The following is a 25117-nucleotide window of genomic DNA, read 5'->3' as shown; positions in this document are numbered from 1 at the left end:
GCCACCGCTCGCCTGTAGGCTCGGGGAGAACGGAGTGATCCCATGGCCAGCAGCCGGGCGCACAACCTGTACCGCCGCTGCTCCGACCGGGAGGGCAGCCCCCTGCGGGGCAGCGCCGGGCGGCACCCCACGGCCGCGCGGAGAGGGCCGCGCCCACCCGCTCCCACCCCGGCCGATCATGCCCTGCGCGAACTGATGGTGCTCTCCCGCGCCCTGTTCGACACCCCGGACGAAGGCGAGATCCTGCGCCTGGCCATGGACCACATAGCCGCCGCAGGGCCATACAGCGCCGAGGCCGGATACCTCAAGGTGGACGGCGACCTGGTCCCCAGCCCGAGGAACCGGCGGACGCATGCCTCGGCCGTGAACCGGAGCGTGCGGGAGCTGGCCGGGCAGGACGGCCCTGTGACCGTACCCGGCAGGCCCTGGGCCCGGGCCCTGGGGCTACGCGGACTTGACAGACTCCACGGCTACCTCGTGGTGACGTCCCGCTCCCGGCCCACCGAGGCCGAGCGCTCCCTGCTCGCCACACTCGTCCGGCACACCGCCGCTGCACTGTCAGTCGCCTTCGCATACCGACGCCAACGCGAGGACGCGCTTGAGCTGCTCCGACTGAGGGACGAACGCACAGCCCTCCAGCGGCAGCTGATCTCCGTCGTGGCCGAGCTGAGGTACCAGCGGGCCGTCCACGCGCTCATGGCCGACGTCACTGCCTCGAGCGGCGGCGAGGAAGCCATCACCCGCGCGCTGCACAGGCTCACTGGACTCCCCGCGCTGGTCGAGGACCGCTTCGGTCGGCTGAGGTCCTGGACCGGCCCCAGCCGCCCCGACCCCTATCCGGAGCCTGACCCCGTGCGCCAGGACGAAATGCTGCACGCCGTCGCCCGTCAGGCCGGGCCGGTGCGGATAAAGGACCGGCTGATCACCCTGGTCCGCCCGCACGGCGAGATCCTGGGCGTGCTGGCCCTGGTCGATGCCCGGGGCGAGGCCGACGAGCACACCGTGCTCGCGCTGGAACACGCCGCCGCGTCGCTCGCCCCGGAGTTGACGCACCTGCGCAATCTGGCCGAAGTGGAGCTGAGGCTGCACCGCGGGCTGGTCGACGACCTCCTGGCAGGGACGGACGAGGGGAGCGCCTACGCCCGGTCCGAGGCAGTCGGACACGACCTGCACCGCAGCCACTACATCGTCGTGGTGCAGTGGCCGAACCGGACTGCGGACGATTCCTTCGCGCAGACCGTGGGACGGGCGGCCTCTGCCGTGGGCATGCGCTCGCTGCTGACCCGACGTTCCGACCACGTGGTCCTGGTCGCCGACGACAGGCCGCACGCCCGCGCGTTGTACGAGGCGCTCGCCCGGGAGACCGGGACACGGTCCGGGACGATCGGGGTGAGCGCCCCTTGCGACTCCCTGGACGACATCCCCCACCACTACCAGGAGGCGCAGCGCGCCCTGGAAGTGCGCCGCCACTCCCGCGAGCACTACGGCACGACGTTCTTCGACGAGCTCGGCCTCTACCGCATCCTGGGGCCCGGCAACGACTACCGGGAACTGGAGACGTTCGTCCAGGAGTGGCTCGGGCAGCTCATCGACTACGACTCCCGGCACCACACGGCCATGGTGGAGACCCTGTCCCGGTACTTCGACTGCGGCGGAAACTACGACGAGACCGCGGACTCCCTCGCGATCCACCGCAGCACGCTGCGCTATCGGCTCCAGCGCATCCGCGACATCAGCGGCAACGACCTCGCGAACGTCGAGGACCGGCTGAATCTCCAGGTGGCGACCCGAGTGTGGAAGATCGTGCTGGGCGGCCCCGGCTGATGCCTCGCTAGAACTTTCGTGCGATCGGTGTCAGCGGCAGTCGGGCGGGCTGCCCTGTTACAGAGCTGCAGTGGGTGGGTGGCCCTTCCTCGGTTGATCAACGTCGCGCCAGAAGACGGGGGCCTTGGTTCATCACCGCCATCGCGATGATCGGCGGGGCCTTCGGCACCAGCCTCGAAGGGGCCGAGAAGGTGCCCGGCGCCGCCTGTGGATGACGGCAGTGTGAGCGTCAGCGGATGCTGCGGCGGATGTCGCGGCCGGAGCGAGGCGGACGCAGGGGGCCGGACACCACCGACGGGTGACGCCCGGGCTGCGGCCCGGGCGTCACAGGGCGATGACGTGCGTCACAGGGCGATGACGTGGAGGTCGACCAGGTCGAGCAGCGCCCGCAGGGCCGAGCTGGGCCGCCGGGTCGACGATGTGCCCAGATGCATGCTCCAGCGGAGCGTGGTGCCGTGGACGTCCAGGACGTGAAGGCCGGGGGTGCGGGCAACGGCGAACGCGGGCAGGAAGGCGATGCCCAGACCGTGCCGGACCAGTGCCGCCCCCATGTCGATGTCGGGCACTTCCAGTGCCACCCGGCGTACGACGCCCGCCGCCGCGAACGCCCGGTCGACCACCTCGCGGTTGCCGTAGCCCGGCGGGAAGTCCACGAAGGGCTCCTCCGCGAGGTCCGCAAGTGCCACCTTTCCCCGCTGCGCGAGCGGATGGGCGGCGCTCACCACCAGGACGAGCGGCACGGTGGCCAGCTCCCGTGCGTCGATCCCGGCGGGTTTGTGCTCGGGCAGCGACAGGAAGGCCACGTCCAGGTCCCCGCTGAGCAGCGCGTGCGCCAGTCCCGCCGATCCGGTCGTCGCCAGCCGCAGCCGGACGTCGATCGCCGGATGCCGCGCGTGCAGCTGCCCGAGAAGCGCAGGCAGGTCCACCACCTCGACCGAGGCCATGGCACCCACATTCACCGTGCCGCGCAGCGTGTCCTGTGCGGCACGCACGGCGTCCTGGGCCGCCTGGGCGGCGTGCAGGGTGGCCCGAGCCTCCGGCAGCAGCGCCGCGCCCGCCCCGGTGAGCCGGACCTGCTGCGACGTGCGCTCGAACAGCGCGCAGCCGAGCTCGCGTTCCAGGGAGCGGATCGCGGCGGACACCCCGGACTGCACCACGTGCAGCCGACGGGCGGCACGCGTGAAACTCAGCTCCTCGGCGACCGCGATGAAGTGCTCCAGCTGACGTAGCTCCACAGAAGAAGTATCACTCGCATTGCTCGAGCCCAGCAAAAACATTCGTTGGCACTGATCCCGGCTGGTGAGGAAGATGGAAAGTGCCATCCACATCCGCCCGAGGAGGGGTACCCCTGCCTGCCGTTCCGACGCCGCTGAGCCGTCCCACAGCCGACGCTCCCTACGACCCGACCCACCGGATCCCAGCACCCGCTCCCGCCGACCTGCCGCTCCGCGCCCCCGCCCGGCGCCGTGCCTCGCACACGACCGGCTTTTGGTTCGTGGCGGTGGCCTTCACCGTGCTGATGGCCTTCGGCACCGCGCCGACCCCGCTGTGGCCGCTGTACGAGGCCCGGGACCACTTCGGCGCGACCACGGTCACGGTGGCGTACGCCTCGATGGTCGTGGGCGCAGCGGCCGCCTTCCTCGGACTGGGACACCTGTCGGACCGGCTCGGCCGGCGGCGCATCATCGTCCCGGCGCTGCTGGTCGGCATCGTCGCGTCGGTCGTACTGATCGCGTGGCGGGACCTGCCGGGGCTGATCACGGGCAGGATCCTGAACGGCGTCGGACTGGGGCTGATGGCCTCGACCGCGACGACGTACCTGCACGACCTCCACCACGAGGCCCGTCCGGAACGGACGGGTTCGGTGCTGCCCGGCATCGTGGCCACCGCCGCCAACCTCGGCGGCCTGGCCTCAGGCCCCCTGGTCGCCGGAGCCGCCGCCGAGTGGCTTCCCGCGCCCCTGATCACCACCCAGGCGATCTTCACGCTCGCCATGGCAGTGTGCCTGGTGCTGGTGCTGTCCACCCCGGAGACCGTGGACCTGGAGCTGCCCGCGGCCGAACCGCCCAGCAGGTTCGTCCTGCGCCCCGGCGGCCGGCGGACGTTCGGCGCGGCCGGCGCGCTGGGCGCCTTCGCCTTCGCGATCCTCGGCCTGATCTCCTCCCTCGGGGCGAGCGTGCTCCACGGCACCCTGCACACCGACTCGCACCTCGTGGTCGGCCTGGCCGCCTTCCTCATGTTCGGTTCCGCGGCGGCCGCCCAGCTGGTGCTGGGCCGCCTCCCACTGCCCCGGGTCCTGACCGTGGGGGCAGTGGTCTTCCCGGTCGGCCTGGTCCTGTGCGCCGTCGCCCTCTACCACCCGGCGCTCTGGCTCTACCTGGTCGCCGTGTCCCTGTCGGGAGCCGGCTCCGGGCTGCTGTTCAAGGGAGGCGTCGAACGTGCCGTTTCAGTGGCCGAGCCCGCCTCACGCGCGGGGGTCCTCGCCGTGTTCTTCGTCGTCGCGTACCTGGGAATGGGCCTGCCCTCCGTCCTGTTCAGCATCGCCCTGCGGCATTTCGCCGTGCAGACCGCGATGATCGGCTTCGCGGCGGTCCTCTCCTGCGGCGCCGTTGTGTCGGTCGCCGTCGCGTTGCGCGACCGCCCACTCGGTCCCGGCGCGCTCTCGGCGCAGTCCGCTCGCCCCTCCTGACCTCATCCCTGCGGCGCATGCGACACCGGTTGCCGAGGCGCGAACCTGGGCACTCGGTGCGGGCGCGCGTGACACGGCTCCGCGGCAGACGGGAGGCACGAGATGTCTGCGGAATCGGCCAGAACGGTCACACTCCCCTCCGGTGAGGAGATCTCGGCGCTCGGGCAGGGCACCTGGTACCTGGGCGAGGACCCGGCCCGGCGTGAACAGGAGATCGCCGCGCTGCGGCTGGGCGTGGACCTGGGCATGACCGTCGTCGACACGGCGGAGATGTACGGCGACGGCGCAGCCGAGGAGCTCGTCGGGGAGGCCCTGCGGGGACGCCGGGAGGAGGTCTTCCTCGTCAGCAAGGTGCTGCCCGGCCACGCGGACCGGAAAGGCACCGTCGCCGCCTGCGAGGGCAGCCTGCGGCGGCTCCGTACGGAACGGCTGGACCTCTACCTGCTGCACTGGCGGGGACGGTGGCCACTCGAGGAGACCCTTGCGGGCTTCACCGACCTGATGGAGGCGGAGAAGATCCGTTACTGGGGCGTGAGCAATCTGGACGTCGCCGACATGATCGAGCTGACCACCCTCCCCGGCGGCGACGCCGGGGCCGTCGACCAGGTGCTGTACAACCTCTCCCGGCGCGGCATCGAGTGGGATCTGCTCCCCTGGTGCCGCGAGGCCGGGGTGACGCTCATGGCCTACTCCCCGATCGAGCAGGGGCGGCTGCTGAAGGTCGAGGCACTGGGTGCCGTGGCCCGGGCCCTCGGAGCCACGCCGACCCAGGTGGCACTCGCCTGGGTGCTGGCACAGGGGGTGGCCGCGATCCCGCGTTCCGGATCACCCGACCACGTTCGGGAGAACCGCGGCGCAGTGGACCTCCACCTTCCCACCGAGGCGCTCGACGCCCTCGACGAGGCGTTCCCGCCGCCCAGCGGGCCCACGCCCCTGGAGATGCTCTGAAGAAGCTGACGGGATGGCGCGCCCCCGCACGCTCACGCTGGCTCACGTCCGCAGGGCCCTGCCAGTTCGGCCGCCTCTTCGGACCGGCCGACGCGCCGTGACCGTTCCCGGTGTGCGGTGCGCAACCAGGGCCTCGCTCACGGTCGTCACGGCCTTCATCCCAGCCATCCTCGGGCTTCGGACCCCGAGAGGCCGGCGCCATACCTTGTCTGTTCATGCATGGGGTCGTTCACCCAGCTTCGCGTAGATCGTGAAGAAGGACGGCTACCGCCGCCCACTCTTCAGCCCGGTCCCTGCGCCGGCCCGGTCCTGTTCCAATCTCGGCGGGGTGTCCTAGTACAGTCCCGCTTCCCCGAGCTGGTCGTGTCGTCCGGTCAGCAATTCTCGTTCGAGGCGTTGCAACGCCGTGCAGCTTCTTGCGGACGGACGGACGGCCGTACGGCTGGCCGGGGGATGCCTGCGCGCTTCATGCTGCTCTGCCAGGGGAAGAGGGGGTGCCCTTTTTCGGCCTGGGGTGCGGAGGCGCTCAGCAGGGGGCTGTGCGAATCTCGACCGGGTAACAGCCGATGGCGGCGTGGGCGGGAGCGAACGACGTCGTCCGTTCCCGGTGAGGAGGCGAGAGGCATGACCGTGATGGGTGTGTCGAAGTTCGAGAGGTTCTTCCGCGCCGCCGCAAGCCTCGACGTGGACAAGAACGACCTGAAGCGGTACGGCGACTTCGTCGACGCCAAGCTCTACGACCTTCTGGTCGTCGGCCAGGCGTCGGCCAAGGCCAACGGCAGGGATACCGTCGAACCGTGGGACCTGCCGATCACCAAGGGCCTCCAGGAGTGCATCCACCGGTTCCGGCGGCTCGACGAGGAGGTCGAGCTGAAGCCGATCCTGGAACAGCTCGCCGCGCATCCTCCCCTTGACAGGACACCCACCCAGGAGACCGAAGAGCGCTACCCCGAGATCATCGGCGGTCTCAGCGTCGCCCTCGCCGAGACGTTCAAAATCATGTACCCGGATGTGAAGAACCCGCAGACCAGTCACTGGGAGGGCGTGACCGCGGTGTTCGACCGGCTGCTGTAGCAGCCGCGCCCCGGCGCCGCAGGCGCTCGGGGATTCGCGATCGCGGTTTCAGCGCGGCTGGTCGCCTGGCCAGAAAATCACACCCCCTTGCCTTCACGTAACGGCGTCTGACTCGGAAGGTCGCTTCGAGGGTCTGTGGCGTCCCGCGATGCTCTGACACGCCGAGGGAAGACTCATGACGTCCGCGACGACGGCTGGACGAAGGCCGTCCCCACTCGGACGGCAGCTTTCACTGACCGCGCGCAGACAGTGCCCGGGGCACCTTCGACCGGGCCTCGCAGTCCCCGGTCCGGGAAAGAGATGCGGACAGGCCCTGCTGGATGTCCCTACCGCTCGCGTCGTACAACCAGCGACTCGTGAAGGGAGCCGTACCATGACACAGGAACTCCGGGGGATGCGGGTGGGGATTCTGGCCACCGACGGCGTCGAGCGCGTGGAACTTGACCAGCCGCGCGGTGCGTTGCAGGGCGCGGGGGCGAAGACCGAGATCGTCTCGCTCCACCCCGGCGAGATCCAGGCCCGCCAGTTCGACCTCAACGCGGCCGGAACCTTTCCCGTGGACCGCCTGGTCGCCGACGCCTCCGTCGACGACTACCACGCCCTGCTCCTGCCCGGCGGCACCATGAACCCTGACCAGCTGCGCATGGACCGCGACGCGGTGCAGTTCGTCAAGGACTTCATGGCCAGCGGGAAACCGGTCGCATCGATCTGCCACGGCCCGTGGACGCTGGTGGAAGCCGACGCCGTGCGCGGCCGTCGCCTGACGTCCTGGCCCAGCATCCGCACCGACCTGCGCAACGCCGGCGCGGAGGTCGTCGACCAGGAGGTGGTCGTCGATGGGCAGCTGGTCACCAGCCGCAGCCCGGCCGACCTGCCCGCCTTCTGCGCCGCCGTCGTGGAGCAGTTCGCCCGGGCGTACCACCCCATGCCCAGCTGACCCGGCGGAATGGGCCCAGACGGGGCACCTCGCGAGCGATATCCGCCACAAGCTGGAACGCGGCATCCGACGCGCGCGAGCCTGCGCCCCGAACCCGGCTGACCGGTGCTCAGCCCCTCGCGCCGTCGTCATGAGCGCGCGAGCCGGGCCGCGAGATAGGGCGCGGTGGCGCTGCGGCGGGCCCTCGCCACCTTGGCCGGCGGGCCCGCCGCGACCACCCGCCCGCCCGCGTCGCCGCCGCCCGGCCCGAGGTCGATGACCCAGTCGGCGGTGGCGATAGTGTCCAGGTCGTGCTCGACGAGGACGACCGTGTTGCCGGCGTCGACGAGCCGGTGCAGCTGTCGCAGCAGCAGCGCGATGTCCGAGGGGTGCAGCCCCGCCGTCGGCTCGTCGAGCAGGTAGAGCGCGTGCCCGCGGCGGGCTCGCTGCAGTTCGGTGGCCAGTTTGATGCGTTGCGCCTCACCACCGCTGAGTTCTGTCGCGGGCTGGCCCAGCCGCAGGTACCCCAATCCCACCTCGCGCAACGTCTCCAGACTGCGGGAGGCGGCCGGGACGGCGGACAGGAACGTGGCGGCGGCGTCGACGGACAGCGCCAGCACTTCCGCGATGTTCTTGCCGCGGTAGGTGACTTCCAGCGTTTCGGCGTTGTACCGGGCGCCCTGGCAGGTCGGGCACGGCGCGTAGGTGCCGGGCAGGAACAGCAGCTCCACCGCGACGAATCCTTCGCCCTGGCAGGTCTCGCACCGCCCTTCGGGCACGTTGAAGGAGAACCGTCCGGCCGAGTAGCCGCGCGCCCTGGCCTCGTCCGTCGCCGCGTACAGCTTGCGCACCGCGTCGAACATCCCCGTGTACGTGGCCAGGTTGGACCGGGGAGTTCGGCCGATGGGCCGTTGGTCGACCCGGACCAGCCGGTCGAACGACTCGACCCCCGACGCGTCCTGGACGTCGACCTCCAGCTGCGCCTCGTCGGGCTCCTCGGGTACGACTCCGAGGTGGCCGCGGACGACCTCGGCGAGCACCTGCGTCACCAGCGTCGACTTTCCGGAACCGGACACGCCCGTCACCGCCGTCAGTACGCAGAGCGGTACGTCGACGGACACGTCGTGCAGATTGTGGCGGGAGACGCCGCTCAGGTGCAGCCAGCCGTGCGGTGTGCGCGGGCGGTGATCGAGCGGCTGGGCGCGCCCGAACAGGTACTGGCTCGTGGCCGATTCCCCGATCCGCTCAAGACCGGCGACCGGGCCGCTGTACAGCACGCGTCCGCCGCCCTCGCCCGCGCCGGGGCCGATGTCGACCACCCAGTCCGCCCGCCGTACGACGTCCATGTCGTGCTCCACGACGAACAGCGAGTTGCCCGCCGCCTTGAGGCGGTCCAGCACGTCCAGCAGCGGTTCCGCGTCAGCCGGGTGCAGGCCCGCGGAGGGTTCGTCGAGGACGTAGACGACGCCGAACAGCCCCGAGCGCAGCTGGGTGGCGATCCGCAGGCGCTGCGCCTCGCCGGGCGACAGGGTCGTCGAGCGGCGTCCGAGGCTGAGATATCCGAGGCCCAGGTCGAGCAGTACGTCGACCCGCGCGACCAGATCGCCGCAGATCCGGACCGCGACCTCGGTCGTCTCCCCGGATCGGGCGGTCGACGTGGTGGCGTCGGCCTCGGACCGCCCCGCGACGGGCCGCAGCAGCGCCACGACCTCGGTGAGCGGCATCGCGTTGATCTCGGCGATGGAACGTCCGGCGAAGGTCACGGCGAGCGCCTCGGGCCGCAGTCCGCTGCCGTGACACTCGGGGCAGGGCACACTCCTGACGAACCGGAGCGCCCGTTCGCGCATCTTCTCGCTCTTGGAGTCGGCGAGGACGTGCATGACGTGCTTGCGGGCGCTCCAGAACTTGCCCTGGTAGCCGTAGTCGACGCGGTCCTCCTCCGGCTCGATGTACACGGAGGGCTGCTCGTCCGTGTACAGCAGCCAGTCCCGGTCCTTCTTCCGGAGCCTGCGCCACGGCCGGTCGATGTCGATCCCCAGGCCGTTCACGACACTGCGCAGGTTGGCGCCCTGCCAGGCGCCCGGCCAGGCGGCGATCGCCCCCTCGCGGATGCTCAGCGAGGGGTCCGGGACGAGCAGGTCCTCGGCGACGTCGTGCACGACACCCAGTCCGTGGCAGTTCGGGCAGGCGCCGGCCGCGGTGTTGGGTGAGAACGACTCGGCTTCCAGCCGGGCGGCCCCGGGCGGATAGGTGCCGGCGCGGGAGTACAGCATGCGCAGCAGATTGGACAGCGTGGTGATGGTGCCGACCGTAGAGCGCGAGCTGGGCGACCCGCGTCGCTGCTGCAGGGCCACGGCGGGTGGCAGTCCGGTGATTTCCTGCACGTGCGGTGCGCCGACCTGTTGCAACAGCCTTCGGGCGTACGGTGCTACGGACTCGAAGTAGCGCCGCTGGGCCTCCGCGTAGAGCGTGCCGAACGCCAGCGAGGACTTGCCCGAACCGGAGACGCCGGTGAAGGCGACCATCGCGTCCCGCGGAACGTCGACATCGATGTTCCGCAGGTTGTTCTCACTGGCGCCCCGGACATGCACGAAGGGGTCGGTCGCGTCCTTGTTCACCGTTCCTGATTACCTGATAGCACCGGGAACCGCGCGACAGGCGCCGTCACCGGGTCCCGCTCACACGAGCGTCCGGGGTATCCCGGATCCATTTTCGATACACGGCCTATATAAGCCCAGGTGGCGCATACGCACCTGCTGGCAGGGGCCAGCGTGTCACGCGGCGTCGGCGATACCTCGGGGGCATCCTGTGGGCACGGGCGATCGCGGGGGCAGCCGACGAGAAGGAGTCATGCGGGTGTCGTCTCAGGGCGTTACGGTCGTGGCTCTCCTGGCGGATCCGGACGCGCCCACGGAGATCGCGCACCGCATGGCCCGGATACTTCCTGCTCGGCTCGCCGACAAGTCAGGCCAGGGACGACGGTTCGACGTCCAGGTGGTCAGTGAGCCCTTCACCGCAAGGACCGAGGACCCGCCCACCTTGATGCGCCGGATCATGGACCGCGGAAGAGCGGAGAGTTGGGACATCGTCGTGGCCCTCACCGACCTTCCGCTGCACTCACACGGGCGCAAGCTCGTCGTGGATCTGAGTCACGAACACGGCTTGGCCCTGCTGTCTCTTCCTCCGCTGGGGGGCTTGCGTCTGCAGACGAGAGCCCGGCGGGCCGTGGAAGAAGCCGTGCTCAGCTTGGCGGGCCCGCGGGCCACCGGGGCTGAGGGACCTCCGCGGGGTCAGCCGCTTCTGGGGCCCTTCGTCAGTCGCCTCGCGCCTATTCACCCGGGCCAGGTCGGTGAGGAGGAGACCGCTGATCTTCGGTACGTCGTCAGCGGACCGCGCGGTTACCTGAGGGTGCTCGTCGGTATGGTCCGCGCCAACCGGCCGTGGCGCTTGGTGCCGGGCTTGTCGAAAGCCCTGGCGGCCGCGCTCGCCACGGGAGCAGTCGCCACCGTGAACTCCACCATCTGGAACCTGGCCGAGTCCCTGAGCGCGCCACGCCTCGTGATCGCCACGGTCGGGTCCGTCGCGCTCATGATCGGCTGGCTGATCGTGGACGCGCAGCTGTGGCATCGATCAGCGGAGGTCTCGCGGGAGGCGAGGCAGAGGGCGAGGCTCTACAACGCCTCGACGGTCGTGACCGTGGGCATCGGGGTGCTCGTCTGCTACGTGGGTTTGATCGTCATCAACTTGGTGTGGGCCCTGTTCATCCTCAACGACCAAGTGTTCGCCTCCACGACACGAACCCCGCTTCACGCCGCGGAATACTGGACGTTGTCCTGGTTCGTCGCTTCGGTCGCCACGGTGGGCGGGGCGCTGGGATCAGGCTTGGAGAGCGACGAGGCGATCCGGGCAGCCGCCTACTCCAAGCGCGAACAGGAGCGCCGCCGAATACTCCAAGACGACGACGGCGACTAGCTGGTGACCCGAGTCGGAGATTCCCTGGTGGCTGGTGGCTGGTGGCTGGTGGTCGTCGGTGGTTGGTGGTTGGTGGTCGTCCGTGTACGAAGATTCCGCTGATCGATGGGTGCGTGGTTGTTTCGCGTCAAGGGCCGACGGGGACTCGGAAGGCACACCGCCGGAGCGCCGAAGCTCCACCGGGCAGGCCCACGGCGGCACCGTCGTTCCACCTGAACCGGGTGAACGGCCCTCAGAGGCATACCGGAGCCATCGACCCCGTCGCACCAACTCCCGGGAGTCAGGCTCGGTACGCCGTCTCCATCGCACCCGTGCTGCGGTCATGCCGCGGCACCGAAGGAAGCGATCATGAAGGCAGCGGTATATGAAGGCCCGCGAACGGTCACCGTGAAGGACGTACCGGACGCGAAGATCGAACATCCCTGCGACATCATCGTCAAGATCACCACTACCAACATCTGCGGGTCGGACCTGCACATGTACGAGGGCCGCACCTCGTTCGAGCCTGGCCGCACCCTGGGACACGAGAACATGGGCCAGGTCGTGGAGGTCGGCTCGGCCGTCCGCAAGGTCCAGGTCGGCCAGTATGTGGTCCTGCCCTTCAACATCGCCTGCGGCTTCTGCAAGCAGTGCGAGCGGGGTCTGACCAACTACTGCCTGACCATGCAGCCAGAACCGGCCCTCGCCGGAGCCGCCTACGGATTCGCCGACATGGGCCCCTACGGGGGCGGCCAGGCGGAACTGCTGCGCGTGCCCTACGGCGACTTCAACGCGCTGCGTCTGGGTGAGGACGCCGCCGAGCGGCAGACCGACTACGTGATGCTCTCCGACATCTTCCCCACCGGCTATCACGCCACCGAGATGGCCCACGTCAAGCCGGGCGACCAGACGATCGTCTTCGGAGCCGGTCCCGTCGGGCTGATGGCGGCCTACTCGGCCCTCCTCAAGGGCGCCGGCCGCGTCTGGGTGGCCGACTACCAGCCCGACCGGCTGCGCAAGGCGGAGGAGATCGGGGCCATCCCGATCAACACCGCCGAACAGAAGCCGGCGGAGGTCGTCAAGGAGGCGACCCTCGGTCTGGGCGCCGACAACGGTTGTGAGTGCGTCGGCTACCAGGCACACGACCCCGAGGGACACGAGGACGCCAGCCTCACGCTCAACGGACTGATCGACTCGGTCAGGTTCACGGGCGACATCGGCGTGGTGGGCGTGTTCCTGCCCCAGGACCCCGGCGGCGCGGAGGCCCAGGGGGAGCTGGAGGCTCAGGGCAAGGTCCCGATCGACTTCGGCATGATGTGGTTCAAGGGCCAGCACATGGGCACCGGTCAGGCGCCGGTGAAGAGGTACAACCGGGCGCTGCGGGATCTGATCGCCGGCGGGAAGGCGAAGCCGAGCTTCGTCGTCTCCCACGAACTCAGCCTGGACGAGGCCCCCACCGCCTACGAGCACTTCGACGCCCGTGACGAGGGCTGGACCAAGGTGGTCCTGCATCCGAACGGACACGGGAACGGCCACAAGCGGTAAGAGACCCGGGGCCGCCGTCCCGCCCGTCCTCCGGCCGGGGCCGGGGGCAATTGCCCGCGCTCCGGTCGGAGCTGAACCAACGGCGATTGCCCGCGCTCCGGCCCGGTAGGACGGACGGCGGAGCTCAACAGGGTCCGCAGTGGCTGCACCCCGTCCAGCGGCTGCGGCCCCCGGCCTGTTCGCGGGGCGTGTGGGAGCCTTCCCTGCCGGACGGTTCCCTGCCCGACGGTTGCCGCACCCCAACCAGGCCGACGCGACCCGGCAGGGCGTTCCGGCTAGGCTCGCACCCGTGACGTGGCTGCGGGCCTTCGGAGAGGTCGTGCGATCCGGGCTCACGATCGAGGAGACGCGGCTGGAGCCCCTGCTCGCGCTGCGCACGGCCGCTGGGGTGGCGATGGTCGTCGGGCCGACTCTGTGGCTGGTCTCTCCTGCGTATGCCGCGTCCGCCGCCCTCGGTGCCTACTCCGCGGGTGGGGCAACCTTCCAGCGCACCTGGCGTCCACGCAAGGTGATCGCGCTCGGCGCGGGCGCGGGTCTGGCGATCAGCACCTTCGTGGGCTACCTGGCGGCGGGGCGACTCGTGACGTTCCTCCCCCTGCTGGCCGTATGGGCCTTTGTGGCGGGGATGGCGTGGGCCGTCGGATCGACCGCTGGGATCGTCGCAGCGACGACGGTCGGCAGCATGCTGGTGACCATCACCCTTCCCACGAGCGTCGGGCGAGCCCTGGAGCACGCCGGGGTCATCGCGCTCGGAGGCGTGGTGCAGGCCGTGCTGATCTTGCTGTTCCCGATCCGCCGTTGGGGGGCGCATCGTGACGCGCTCGCCGACGCCCTGGCCGCCGTGGCGGACTACGCCCGCCGGCTGCGGCACGACCCGACCGCCCCGTTCGACCCGGAGCCGTTGATGACGGCCCGGGACGCGGCCGCCGTGACGCCGTCACAGGCCCGCACCCGTCCCCCCGTTCTGCACGGCCCCCGGGGACTCGCCGAGCGTATTCGGCCGGTCGTCGCCGCGCTCGCCGACCCGGACGTCGGCGCCCCGGCGGAGGGCCCCGGGCGTGACCGCGCGCGGGAGTTGCTCGACGCGGCCGCCGACGTCCTGGATGCGGCCGCCCGTTCGATCCGCCGCGGCACTCCCGCCGAGGTGCGGCCCGGGAGCACGGACGCCCTGCGCGTCGACGAGGAGCACGAGGTGCTGGAGGGCCCCGCGCGGCAGGCCGCCGAGCGGCTCGTGGAACTGCTCGGCGAGGCGTTGGAGATCGCCGGGAGCGGCGGCGCGCTCGGGAGGACGCCCACGCCGCCCGGCTCGGCGGGCGCCCAGTTCCTGGTGCGCCCGACAATGTTCCGGCTGGTCCCGGTCGTCCTCCGGGCGGTCCGCCGCGAGTTCCGGCGGGACTCGCCCGTGTTCCGGCACGCCGTCCGCCTTGCGGCGGTGGCCACGCTGGGCTATCTGATCGCTGCCCGGCTGCCTCTGGGCCACGGCTACTGGGCGCCCATCGCCTCGGTGATGGTGATGCGGCCGGACTTCCACCGGACGTACGCGCGTGCGGTGGCCCGTCTCGCCGGGACCCTGGCCGGGGTCGCGCTCGCCACCGGGATGGTGCGGGCCCTGGGCCCGGACGCCCATGTGTTCGGCGCGCTGGCGGTGGTCTCGGCAGGTCTGTCGTACACGCTGATCCGTACCGGCTACGCCTACTCCCAGTGCTTCACTGCCGCGTACGTAGTCTTCCTGCTCGGCATGGGCGGCCAGGCATGGCAGCAGACGGTCCCGGAGCGGGTGGTGCTCACCCTGCTCGGCGGGGCCCTGGCGATGCTGGCGTACGTGGTGTTCCCCGCATGGGAGACGCCCCGACTGCCGGGCCGGCTTGCGGACTGGCTCGCCGCCAACGGCCGCTACGCGGCCGCTGTGCTCCGCAACTACGCCGAACCGACCCGGGAGCATCACGCCGACATGCGCAGGGCGCTGCTGGCGAGCAGGGAGGCACGTGCCGCCTGGCAGGAGGCATACGACCGGGCAAGGCAGGAACCGGTCCCCCCCAGGGGTCTGACGTCGCGCGAGGCGCAGGAGGCGCAGGAGGCGCTCAAGGGGTTCGGCCGGGCGGCGATGCTCATGGAGAGCCACGTCCCGCAGGCCGACAGCCGTTTCGTCCGCGAGGCGGAGCGGTTCGCCGAGGCCCTGGAGGCGGACACCGCGCAGGCGGCAGTCGACGTGCGCGAGCACAGGAATCCGGACTGGGGGCGCGTGGAGGAGGCGCTCCACGCGTGGGAGGGCGCCGCCGCCGGGGACCGGAGCCCGGTGGTGCGGCGCGGGGCGGAACTGCAGAAGCAAGCCTTGGAGGACCTCGCGACAGCCGTGAGCCGCACCCCCCTGGAACGGGACGTCGGCTCCGCTCGCGAGGAGCAGCGGTGGGCTGCCGTGGCGGCGGAAGGCGACGGATCAGGACCCGCGCACCGGGGTGGGTGACGGCTCCGGCGACGGGGAGCGCCGCGTCTCCTGGAGCGGGAAGTAGTCTCAGGTCCTTGACGAAGAACCCAGCCGGTCAGACGTATGGCCTCCTCGGCCCGCTCGCGGGTGGGGTAGGCGCCTTCGTAGCGGACCTTCTCCACCATTTGTTCGTGGGACGTCGCGGGCGCAGGCTGCAGCGGGACGGCGCGGGTCGGGGAACACATGCTGTGGTTGCCTTTCTGCCGGCGGGATGGTGGTCACCGGGTGGGTGGTTGATCAGGCGGGCTGGGGGTGTCCGAAGAGGAGGTCGTAGCCCGCGGGGAGCTGGAGCAGGATCTGCCCCAGCAGGTCGTCACCGGCCGCATCGGCGGCGGTGCTGAGGACGGCGCTGACGTCCCGGGCCGCGGTCTGCTCGGTGGCCCCCTCGATCCAGGCCGCCGTCGGAGCAGGGGAGGGCGGCTTTCGCGGCATCCTCTTCAGGAGTTCGATCAGCCTGCCGTGACAGCTTGAAACACCCGGGCCGGGTTGCCGGGGGACCGCCACGCGCTTGAACTGGTGGAGGGGTGCACTGCGCAGATCGGGAGGTGCATGGACCCGGGGATGAGAGCGGGAGGTGTTTTCAGTGCCCGACCGCGACGTGCTCATGATCATCGCTGAGGATGGGCGGGTGATCGAGTGGCAGCGTCTTGCTGAGGAGCTGTTCGGGTGGTCCGCCGAGGAGGCCGTTGGCCAGTCCGTCCTCGCGCTGATGCGTGAGATCAACGCGGGGGACGGAGGGCGCCGAGGCAGCCTCTCTGACGGAGCCCCGGTACTGGTCACGCCGGAGCTGCGCGGCACTTCCGTGGTTTGGCAGGTACGTGCTGCAGCGGACGCCGTCTCACAGCAGGACGTGGCGGTATTGAAGGCCATGTTCAACCAGTCTCCGGTGGGACTGCACGTCCTGGACAACCAACTCCGCGTGGTCCGCATGAACACCGGCACCCGTTGGCTGCGCGACACGCCAGTGGCAGACCTGGTCGGCAAGCAGTTCACCGAGGCGTTCGAACTCGAAGACCCTGACGAAGTGCTGGCGGTGGCTCGCAGGGTCTTGGAGAGCGGAGTGCCGGTACTGAACCTGCTCGTCCGGGCTGGCGAGGCGTCTGGCCTGCACAGACGCCGCATCTACTCCGTCTCCTTCGCCCGCTTGGAGGGCGGCCGCGGGGACGTGCTCGGTCTGGTGGCGTCCGCGGTCGACGTCACCGAGCGGGAGAACGCGCTGAAACGCCTGGCCCTCCTGGACGCGGTCCGCGCACGGGTGGGGCGGCGGCTGGACGTGCTGGCTGTGTGCCGAGAACTGGTGGACGCAGTAGTGCCTGCCTTCACCGGCATCGCCGTCGTCGAAGTCATCGACGCCGTCGTCCGTGGTGAGGACCCTCCACCGGTCCCCGTCCACCAGGACGTTCCCCTACGCCGAACAGCCTTCCGGGGACGGATCTCGGCATACCCGGTGGGAGACGTGCGCCCGCTGCCGTCCGGCACCCCCTACTCGCGCGTACTGTCCGACCTCCGCCCGCGGCTCGTCCCGATCGACGCCGACAGCGCGTGGCTCGCCGCCGACCCAGCCCGAGCGGACTCCATCAGGCGGTCCGATGTCCACTCTCTGATCGTGGCACCGCTGGCATTGCGCGGTCATGCCCTGGGCGCAGTCAGCTTCTACCGCCACCAACGAGAAGATCCCTTCGAGGAGGAGGACCTTCAGCTCGCGTCCGACGTATGCGCGCACGCCGCTCTCTGCATCGACAACGCCCGTCGGTACACCCGCGAGCGGACCATCGCAGCGACTCTCCAGCGCAGGCTTCTGCCCCAGCATCCAGCCACGCCAAGCTCCGTGGAGGTCTGCCAACTGCACTTTCCCGGTCCGGAGGGTGGCGGCGTATGGTTCGACGCGATCGCGCTGCCCGGCGCACGGACCGCGCTGGTCGTCGGCGACGTCGCCGGACGAGGCGTCGCCGCGGCGGCCACCATGGGACAGCTTCGGACGGCCCTCCACTCACTGGCCCCGCTGGACCTGGGGCCCGACGAGCTACTGGCCCGGTTGAGCGACACCGCGATCCGTCTCGCAGCTGAACGTGCCGCACTGCCCCCTGGGGATCCCCTGCGCCATGAGCCGCTCACTGCCAGCTGCGCCATCGCGATCTACGACCCGGTCACTCTCACATGCACCCTCGCCCGTGCCGGTCTCCCGGAGCCAGTCGTTCTCTTCCCCGACGGCAGTTCATCCACCGTGGCCGTGCCTCCAGGCCCCCTGCTCGCCGGAGCGGGCAGCGCCCCGTTTCCCGCGACCACGGTCAGCCTCCCCGAAGGCACCACCCTGGCCATGGCCACGGCCCCACTCGCAGACAAGGTCCTGGCAGGTCCACTGCGCCCGCTCCTGGACCGCGGCAGCAAGCGGAGTCTTCCCGAGCTGCGCGACGACATCACGCATGCGCTCACACACGGCCACCCGTCCGACGAGACACTGATGCTGCTCGCCCGTACGAAAGCGCTGCCCTCGGATCAGGTACTGGCCCTCTCCCTGCCGCCGGGTCCCGAGGCCGCCCCGATCGCCCGTGCGGCTGCCCGGTGCCAACTGGATGCCTGGGGTGTGGACGAGGAGATTGCGTTCACCAATGAGCTCATCGTCAGCGAACTCGTAGGCAACGCGGTCCGCTACGGCGCTCCGCCCCTGCAACTACGCCTGATCCTTGACGAGATGCTGACCAGCGAGGTCAGCGACGCCTCGACCTGCGCTCCGCACGTGAAACACGCCCGCACCATCGACGAGACAGGCCGAGGACTGTTCATCGTCGCCACCCTCGCGGACCAGTGGGGTACCCGATACTGCGATCAGGGAAAGACCGTCTGGGCAGAGCAGCCAAGAGGGAGGACGCCCGAGAGGGCACTGTCCTGAAGGACCCGAGCTGCCAACCCAGCGCGGCTTTGGTGTGACCACAAGGTTTCTCGAATTGCCGACATCTGCCTGGTACGCGTGGCGTGTGAGTTCGGTGAAGGTCTGCTGGTTGGTCGGATCGGCCCACTGGTCGAAGGCGCGGTAGAAGACGCGGATGCCGAGTTCGGTGGCGAGGCTCACGGTCGGTTCCTGTACGCCGCGCTGGTGGAGTGTGTCTGACATGGCTCCGGCGAGACCGGCGCGCTCCCGCAGTTCGCTGTTGCCGGCAACGACCGGGCGGAGCCGGGCGCTGAACTCGCGGCGGTCGTCCGCGATGGTGGCCGTCATGGCGTCGATGGCCGCACCGACCGCCTATCGGCACCCGAACCTGGCTCGACCGGGCCACCGCCCGCGCCGAGGTTTTCAACTTCATCGAGACCTTCTGCAACCGCCGCCGCCTGCGCAAGCACGACGGAGTGCAGGCGCCCGGCACGTCCTCCGGTGCGAAAATCTGGTGTGGGGCCCGGTCAGCCGCTCGCCGCGAGCTCGTCGGCCCCGACGCAGATACGGCGGACCCCGCCACAGAGATCGCTGGGTGCATGGAGCCAAGCTGCGAACCATCCGGAGCGGCGGCTCGATCCCCTCTCGGAAGCGCTACGGCTGCGCCGCAGGGCGCGGTATCCGGTCGAGGTGGAGGGGACCGTCGGGCGCGGTGCCGATCACGTCGATGGTCAGCTCGCCGCGTCGTTCCGCGCCGGCCGCCGGGCACCAGGTCGGGGTGCTCTCACCGCATGCCTGGCCACCCGCGCCCGCCGAAGTCGAACCCGTCCGGGAACGGGAGGAACCGCCACGGTGACCTGTTCGCCGATGAGGGCCGACGGGTTACGAGCAGCGAAGTGATGTTCGGACTCGCTTCTCAGAGACGGACGACGACGAGGGCAATGTCGTCACTGGCTCCCTTGCTGACGCCGAGGTGGGTCAGGAGAGTGTCGGCGATGTCTTCCGGGGCGAGCCCGACACACCTTTCCACGAGAGCGTCGGTCAGTCGGTGAATGCCGGTGTCGATGTCCTCGTCACGGCGCTCGGTCAGGCCGTCGGTGTAGAGCACAAGGGTCGAGCCCCGGCCGTACTCGATACCGATCTGAGGGCGGGGGACATGCTCCGGGCGGGCTCCCAGCGGTGGGTCTGTGGCCCGGTCCAGCAGCGCGTAGCGCCCATCAGGGTGCAGTAGGACCGGAGGGGGATGGCCGGCGCTGCTGTACATGACCAGTCGGGAGCGCGGGTCGATCAGCGCGGTGACGACCGTGGTTGCCAGGGCCCCTTCGATCGAGCGCGCATACACGCCCAGGAGCTCCAGAGCCTGGGCGGGCCCGGCCGCGGCCCGGCTGGCGGCGGACAGTGCGCTGCGCAGCCTGCCCATGACGGTCGCGGCCTGCAGCCCATGACCGACCACGTCCCCGACGGCCACCCAGAACCGGCCGTCCGGCAGATCCACAGCGTCGTACCAGTCGCCGCACACATTCAAAGAGCCGACCGCGGGCAGGTAGCGCACCGCGACATCCTGGTGCCGGGCCAGGTCGGGCGACTGGAGCATCGCCTCCTGCAAGGTGATGGCGACCTGCCGCTCGCGGGTGTTGGCCCGGCGCAGATCTTCGTTGAGACGCTGCACTTTCCGGGCGCGCTCGTACAGTTCGGCCTCCGTCCGCTGCCCGGCCCCGGGCTCGTCGGGGAGGCGCCCTTCGCGGGTGAAGGCGGTTACGTCTTCCACATGGAGGAGAATCCAGCTCACCTGCCCCTCTGGTCCCAATACCGGCGTGTTGATCAGGGACCACCACCGCTCCTCGAACTCGCCAGGTGGGTCCGCGACAGGGATGTCGTACCTCAGCAACGCCGTCGTGTCCGGCTCCCGGGTGGAGAGCGCCCGCTCCAGCGAGGCCGCCACCAGGGCGCGCACGTGATCCGCCTCGGGGTCCGCGGGGTTCACCAAGAGGGCGTCGAAGAAGGGCTTCCCGATCAGATCCTCGCGGGTGCGCCCCGTTGCCTGGCAGTACGCCCTGTTCACGGCGGTGATCTTCAAATTCGGAAGGAGCACCAGGCACGGGCTGGGGGTGGCAGCGAAAAGCGCGGCGTAGTCGACCTCCGCTGTGGCCGCCCGCACTGTTCCAGCCGCCGAACTGCCCACCTCTTCACTGTATGAGGGCCATACGGGTCTCGCTCACCGGGCGCAGCATCCGTCATCGGTGCACACCAGGCCAGGCCCCTGGCCAGGGGGCCCGGCGCGGCTGTCCTCCTGTGCTTCCGTAACCCCACCGGCCGCGGCCGCCGCTTGAGCGCTCGCCGTAGCGGCGGCCTTGAGTGCGCGGCTTCGCGGTTTGCTCCCGCTTTGGGCGGCTTAGCAGCCGGGACTCTGAGGGAGAAGCATGCCGATCCGATCGTGTGAACCGAGCGCGCAGGGCCGCAGAGCCCGCGGTTGCCGCGGTCCGCGCAGTGCGCTTTTCTCGCCCCGGACGTCTTCACCTTGCACGGCGATGAGGCGCTGATGTTCTGTTCCCGTTTCGACGAGGCACAGCGTGACCAGGTGGAACAGGCTGCGGCGGCATGCCCGGTCCAGGCCATCCTCGTCGACTACTCCGACGAGCCGAAGAAGGGGGTTGAGCCCCGTGTCCGCTGACACCCAGCGTCTGGGGAGCACCACGAACCCGGTCATGTCGTCGGTGCGCTTGACGATCTCCAAGGCCAGGGCGAGTTTGCCCACGGCGGACCGGTGCCGGGCTTGCCGGGGCTGCGAGCTACAGGAACTCGCTTCGGTAGGTCGAGGCCAACTCGGCCGCACGGCGGCGGCGTTCCGCGAGCTCGTTCTCCGACAGCTGCGGCGGCGGGGCGTCCTTGCCCGCGACGATATCGCCGATGCGCGTGAAGTACTCGTCCTGGCCGGCGGGGGTGCACATGCACAGCATGCGGGCCGGCGCGCCCGAAGCGTTGCGGAAGTTGTGCGGTGCGTTGGCCGGGATGTTGATCGTGGACCCGGCCTGTACGGTGTGCTTCTCGCCGCGGAAGGTGAACTCGATCTCGCCTTCGAGGATGGTGAACATCTCCTCGAAGTCGTGCCGGTGCGGCGGCGGGCCGCCGCCGTCGGGGACGTGCATGTCGATCAGGCAGTACCGGCCGTTGGTCTGCTCGCCGGTGACCAGCATGCCGTAGGTGTTGCCCACCAGTGAGATGTACGTCGTGCCGGGGTCGTCGGGGTTCGCCACGGTCAGCGAGCGGGAGGGATCGTCGTCGGGGATCATCGTGGTCGTCTCCTTGACGGGTGAGTCGGGTGGGCGTCAGGCGCCGGGTGTGACGACGACCTTGCCGCTGGGCAGTGCGCCCGCGGCGGCGTCGGCGTGCAGGGCCGGCAGCTCGGCCAGCGGCACCCGCCGGGCGACCTCGACGCGCAGCTCGCCGCCGTCGATCAGCTCCACCAGGTGCGACAGCTGCTCCGCGTCGCTGCGGACGAACAGGTCGACGCCGCGTACGCCGCGTTCCTCGTCGGTGGGCGCGGGCATCCACACGGTGGTGTTCACCAGGACACCGCCGGGGCGGATCAGACCGGGGAGCGCATCCAGTTGTGCCGGTTCGACCGGCGCGAGGTTGAGTACGACGTCGACCGGCCGGCTCACCGCCGCGACGACGTCGGCGGTCGTGTGGTCGATGACCTCGTCCGCACCCGCGGCCGTGACGCGCCGGTTGCTGTGCGGGCCGGCCGTGGCGATCACGTGGGCGCCGGCCTGCTTGGCCAACTGCACGGCGTAGCCGCCGACCGCTCCGCCCGCGCCGTTGATCAGCACGCGCTGCCCGGCGGTCAGCTTGGCGTGTTCGAACAGCGCCTGCCACGCGGTCAGGCCCACCAACGGCAGCGCGGCCGCGTCGGACAGCGCGACGTTCTTGGGCGCCGGCGTCAGGACCTCGGCCGGTGCCAGGACATACTCCGCGGCGGCGCCGGGTCCCGCCATCGGCAGGAAGCCGATGACCTGGTCCCCGACCTGGATGCCGGTCACGCCCTCGCCGAGCGCGTCGACCGTGCCGGCGACGTCGATGCCGGGTGTGTGCGGCAGCGTCACAGGGATCGGCCCCTGCATGAAACCGGCGCGGATGTTGGCGTCGACCGGGTTGAACGACGTCGCCGCAACACGGACCCGCACCTGCCCGGCGCTCGGAACCGGCTGCTCGGCATCCTCGTAACGCAGGACGTCGGGGTCGCCGTACTGGTGGAAGCGCACTGCCTTCATAGTTCTTCTCACTTTCGCCCGCGGGGTCGCGGTCACCTTGCGCCGCGCGCGCAGCAAGACACGGTGGCTGCGGCGCCGGGCGCGGCCGGCAGGCGGTAGATCGTTGTGGAGGTCGAAGCGCCACCAAGCGTAGGAACAGGCGTACGTAGAACGGGTGTACTTTCGCGACACGGAATGGGATTCCGGCGACATCCTCATCGAGGCGGGGGGCACATGAAGAGCAGGCCGCGTTTCCGTGGCCCGGGCAGCAAGGTGGGCACGTTCGTCGTCGACGCCGACTCCACAGGCACCGGTCGGGGAACGTGGGAGCCGTTCATCGACACCTGGAACGACCGTATGGGAGATCTGTACCCGCTGCCGGAATTCAGCGCTTCCACGGTCGACGGCTTCCAGGGAACGATGCGCTCGGTGGCCTTGGAAGACACCGCCGTCAACGAGCTCTGGGCATCCTCATCCGTGAGCACCCGGGCAGTCGGGACGTACGAGCACGATCAGATCAGGTTGTACGTCGGGCTGCGCGGCGCTGTGGCCCTGCAAGATCCGCACGATCAGGGCGGTGACGCGTACGTTTCGGCCGGCACCTACTTCATGCACCACGTCGTGACGGAGAATCACTTCCACACCACCCCCGTGATCGGCACGCGCATCTTCATCTTTCCCGGTGACGCCCTGCGGCCCCTGGTCGCCGGGAAACCGCGCACCGGCCAGGCCACCTCGCCCGCGGCGCAGATCCTCATGGCACACACCAGCATGGTGCAGCGGACCGTGAGCGACCTCAGCCCGGCGGGGGCGCACGCGTCCCGCAACGCCCTGCTCGAACTCACCAAAGGGCTGATCCTCGACCATTTCGACGACCGCGAACCCACCTTCACCCCGGCGCTGGCACAAGCGGCCAAGGACCTCGCCGATGCCCGACTCACCGACGCCGAGTTATCGCCGGCCGCGATAGCCGCGCAACTGCACGTCTCCGTACGCACCTTGCAGCGGGCCTTCGCGAGTCTGGACGAGTCGTTCAGCGCCTATATCCGCCGCCGACGCCTGGAGGAAGCGGCCGAGGCGCTCACCGCCTCCGGATCACGGCTCAGCGTCTCCGAGGCTGCCGCACTCTGGCATTTCACCGACAGCAGCCACTTCATCCGCGCTTTCAAGAAGCAATACCATGCGACACCAGCGCAATTCGCACGCCGCCTGACGTAGCGCCTCACCCGGCCGCCGCGCGGTGCAGCGCCGGGAAGGCCACGATGCTATCCACCACGTGCCCCGGTGTGACCACGCGGCTATCCATCAGTGCCGGCCGGCGGCCCGTGGCCGTGTCAGACGCCGGCTCATCCGCGTGATCATCTACCAGCGGATCACCGCCTCACTGGTAGCGGGGTCCTCTCGCTGACTGCCGGGCTGGGCGGCTCACAGGGGCCGCCGGCAGTACGTAGGTACAAGAGATGGATCAGAAAGAGGAGAAGGAGGCAGACGCCATCAGGATCGCCCGGGCAGGGACGTAGTCGGCCCGGGTACCGCGGGCCCCGGACTCGGCACCACACCCGCCTTCCTGCGGGCGATCGGTGAAGCCCGCCTCATCACGCCCCTGCGCTCGGAGGGTGGCCACCGCCGCTACTCCCGCTACCAGTTGAAGATCGCCGCTCGCGCCCGGGAGCTCGTCGACCAGGGCACTCCGGTCGAGGCTGCCTGCCGCATCGTCATCCTCGAAGACCAGCTCGAAGAGGCCCGGCGCATCAACGAAGAACACCGGGCCGGTGTTGAACCGCGCCGCACGGCGGACGCCTGACCCGCAGGCCATGGCAGCTGGCGGCAGGTTTTCCCATGACTTCACACGGCTGTTGGCGCCCGCACAGGGCTCCGGCGGCGACATCGCCGGAGCCCTTCCGCCGTAAGCCACGCCCTCAGCCACGGCTGCTGTCCCCGCTTGTTCCCACCCGGAACGGTCAGGCGGCCTGGGTGAGTTCGGCGCGGCCGAACAGGAGCGCGTATCCGGACGGGAGCTGGGTGAGGATGCGGTCCAGGAGGCCGGGGCCGGTCAGGCGGCCGACGACGGCGAGGACGGCGCCGGTGTCCCAGCGCGCGACCGCGGGGGTGGCACCCGTGCGGGTGGCCAGGTCCTTGACGAAGCCCCAGCCGGTGAGCGGTTGAAGGTCGGGGATCTGGCTGGTGAACACGAGGGCGGCCTCGGAGGGGAGGCAGGCGGCGAGGTCGACGCGTTCGTCTCCGGTGAGCTGACGGCCGAGGGCCCCCAGCACGGCGCGTGTGACGTCCTCGGCGCGCTCCCGGGTCGGATACGCGCCTTCGTACCGGATTCTTTCCAGCATCTGGTGAAACGTCATGCCGGGTCGGGCAGTCGCCGGTTCACGCAGCGGAAGCATCGGGAGTGGTTGCCTTTCTCGTACAAGGGTGTTTGCGCCGGTGGGGGTGAGTGCCGGCCGGCCCTGCCGAATTGATGAGCGGGTCACGCGTGCCTGGGTTCAGGCGTGCTCGGGACGGCCGAAGAGGAGGTCGTAGCCCGGGGGGAGCTGGAGCAGGATGCGGCGGGTGA

General features: G+C 70.3%; 18 protein-coding genes and 1 pseudogene. 12 read left to right on the top strand and 7 right to left on the bottom strand.

The features are described 5' to 3' along the window. The first annotated feature begins 42 nt into the window (after window positions 1-42). Entirely contained in the window at window positions 43-1824 is a 1782-nt protein-coding gene (locus ACIQTP_RS33315) for a PucR family transcriptional regulator (RefSeq protein ID WP_403407053.1), read from the top strand. Window positions 1825-2168: 344 nt separating this feature from the next. Here ACIQTP_RS33315 and ACIQTP_RS33310 read toward each other — a convergent pair whose 3' ends face one another. Continuing rightward, window positions 2169-3059: a LysR family transcriptional regulator gene (locus ACIQTP_RS33310; protein ID WP_403407051.1), complete on the bottom strand. Its 891-nt coding sequence runs from the start codon at window positions 3057-3059 to the stop codon at window positions 2169-2171. Window positions 3060-3139: 80 nt separating this feature from the next. Between ACIQTP_RS33310 and ACIQTP_RS33305 the strand changes: the two genes are divergently transcribed. The 4 genes from ACIQTP_RS33305 to ACIQTP_RS33290 all read left to right on the top strand — a co-directional run bounded on the left by ACIQTP_RS33305 (window position 3140) and on the right by ACIQTP_RS33290 (window position 7472). Then, window positions 3140-4513 carry an MFS transporter gene (locus ACIQTP_RS33305; RefSeq protein ID WP_403407049.1) on the top strand — a complete coding sequence of 458 codons (1374 nt, stop codon included), beginning with the start codon at window positions 3140-3142 and terminating at the stop codon, window positions 4511-4513. 102 nt (window positions 4514-4615) lie between these two features. Then, a complete protein-coding gene (locus ACIQTP_RS33300; protein ID WP_403407047.1) occupies window positions 4616-5461 on the top strand; it encodes an aldo/keto reductase in 846 nt (281 codons plus the stop codon). Window positions 5462-6085: 624 nt separating this feature from the next. Continuing rightward, complete coding sequence (locus ACIQTP_RS33295) at window positions 6086-6535, top strand: DUF1931 family protein (RefSeq protein ID WP_097288756.1); 450 nt, start codon at window positions 6086-6088, stop codon at window positions 6533-6535. A 373-nt stretch (window positions 6536-6908) separates the two neighbouring features. Next, a complete protein-coding gene (locus ACIQTP_RS33290) occupies window positions 6909-7472 on the top strand; it encodes a type 1 glutamine amidotransferase domain-containing protein (RefSeq protein ID WP_403407045.1) in 564 nt (187 codons plus the stop codon). A gap of 128 nt (window positions 7473-7600) precedes the next feature. Here the strand turns inward: ACIQTP_RS33290 and uvrA are convergent, their stop codons facing one another. Further along, entirely contained in the window at window positions 7601-10069 is a 2469-nt protein-coding gene (uvrA, locus tag ACIQTP_RS33285) for an excinuclease ABC subunit UvrA (protein ID WP_403407043.1), read from the bottom strand. Between the two features lie 232 nt (window positions 10070-10301). Here uvrA and ACIQTP_RS33280 point away from each other — a divergent pair, with 232 nt between their 5' ends. From ACIQTP_RS33280 to ACIQTP_RS33270, 3 genes are all read left to right on the top strand, one after another. After that, window positions 10302-11423, top strand: coding sequence for a hypothetical protein (locus tag ACIQTP_RS33280; RefSeq protein ID WP_403407042.1), 1122 nt, complete (start codon window positions 10302-10304; stop codon window positions 11421-11423). A gap of 348 nt (window positions 11424-11771) precedes the next feature. Continuing rightward, window positions 11772-12947 carry a glutathione-independent formaldehyde dehydrogenase gene (locus tag ACIQTP_RS33275; RefSeq protein ID WP_403407040.1) on the top strand — a complete coding sequence of 392 codons (1176 nt, stop codon included), beginning with the start codon at window positions 11772-11774 and terminating at the stop codon, window positions 12945-12947. 289 nt (window positions 12948-13236) lie between these two features. After that, window positions 13237-15411, top strand: a complete 2175-nt coding sequence (locus ACIQTP_RS33270; RefSeq protein ID WP_403407038.1) for an FUSC family protein — start codon at window positions 13237-13239, stop codon at window positions 15409-15411. A gap of 258 nt (window positions 15412-15669) precedes the next feature. Here the strand turns inward: ACIQTP_RS33270 and ACIQTP_RS33265 are convergent. Further along, window positions 15670-15834 (bottom strand): annotated as a pseudogene (locus ACIQTP_RS33265) (DUF2267 domain-containing protein); the annotation flags it as partial. A gap of 181 nt (window positions 15835-16015) precedes the next feature. On the opposite strand from ACIQTP_RS33265, the gene ACIQTP_RS33260 reads away from it, so the two are divergent. Continuing rightward, a complete protein-coding gene (locus ACIQTP_RS33260) occupies window positions 16016-18322 on the top strand; it encodes a SpoIIE family protein phosphatase (protein WP_403407036.1) in 2307 nt (768 codons plus the stop codon). Between the two features lie 895 nt (window positions 18323-19217). Here ACIQTP_RS33260 and ACIQTP_RS33255 read toward each other — a convergent pair. After that, window positions 19218-20483 (bottom strand): PP2C family protein-serine/threonine phosphatase, encoded by a 1266-nt coding sequence (locus tag ACIQTP_RS33255; protein WP_403407034.1) that lies wholly within the window; start codon window positions 20481-20483, stop codon window positions 19218-19220. Between the two features lie 288 nt (window positions 20484-20771). Between ACIQTP_RS33255 and ACIQTP_RS33250 the strand changes: the two genes are divergently transcribed. Then, window positions 20772-20972, top strand: coding sequence for a ferredoxin (locus ACIQTP_RS33250; protein ID WP_403407032.1), 201 nt, complete (start codon window positions 20772-20774; stop codon window positions 20970-20972). 118 nt (window positions 20973-21090) lie between these two features. Here ACIQTP_RS33250 and ACIQTP_RS33245 read toward each other — a convergent pair whose 3' ends face one another. Both ACIQTP_RS33245 and ACIQTP_RS33240 read right to left on the bottom strand, forming a co-directional pair. Continuing rightward, window positions 21091-21591, bottom strand: coding sequence for a cupin domain-containing protein (locus ACIQTP_RS33245; protein ID WP_403407030.1), 501 nt, complete (start codon window positions 21589-21591; stop codon window positions 21091-21093). A 36-nt stretch (window positions 21592-21627) separates the two neighbouring features. Then, window positions 21628-22572: an NADP-dependent oxidoreductase gene (locus ACIQTP_RS33240; protein WP_403407028.1), complete on the bottom strand. Its 945-nt coding sequence runs from the start codon at window positions 22570-22572 to the stop codon at window positions 21628-21630. A 213-nt stretch (window positions 22573-22785) separates the two neighbouring features. On the opposite strand from ACIQTP_RS33240, the gene ACIQTP_RS33235 reads away from it, so the two are divergent. Beyond that, window positions 22786-23769: a helix-turn-helix domain-containing protein gene (locus ACIQTP_RS33235; RefSeq protein WP_403407026.1), complete on the top strand. Its 984-nt coding sequence runs from the start codon at window positions 22786-22788 to the stop codon at window positions 23767-23769. A 349-nt stretch (window positions 23770-24118) separates the two neighbouring features. Further along, window positions 24119-24355: a hypothetical protein gene (locus ACIQTP_RS33230; RefSeq protein ID WP_403407261.1), complete on the top strand. Its 237-nt coding sequence runs from the start codon at window positions 24119-24121 to the stop codon at window positions 24353-24355. 157 nt (window positions 24356-24512) lie between these two features. On the opposite strand, the gene ACIQTP_RS33225 is transcribed toward ACIQTP_RS33230, so the two are convergent. Next, window positions 24513-24947: a DUF2267 domain-containing protein gene (locus tag ACIQTP_RS33225; protein WP_403407024.1), complete on the bottom strand. Its 435-nt coding sequence runs from the start codon at window positions 24945-24947 to the stop codon at window positions 24513-24515. Window positions 24948-25117: the final 170 nt, after the last annotated feature.

The sequence above is a fragment of the Streptomyces sp. NPDC090798 genome (genome assembly GCF_044768965.1).
Classification (GTDB): domain Bacteria; phylum Actinomycetota; class Actinomycetes; order Streptomycetales; family Streptomycetaceae; genus Streptomyces.
This window is presented reverse-complemented; position numbering and strand designations above follow the sequence as displayed.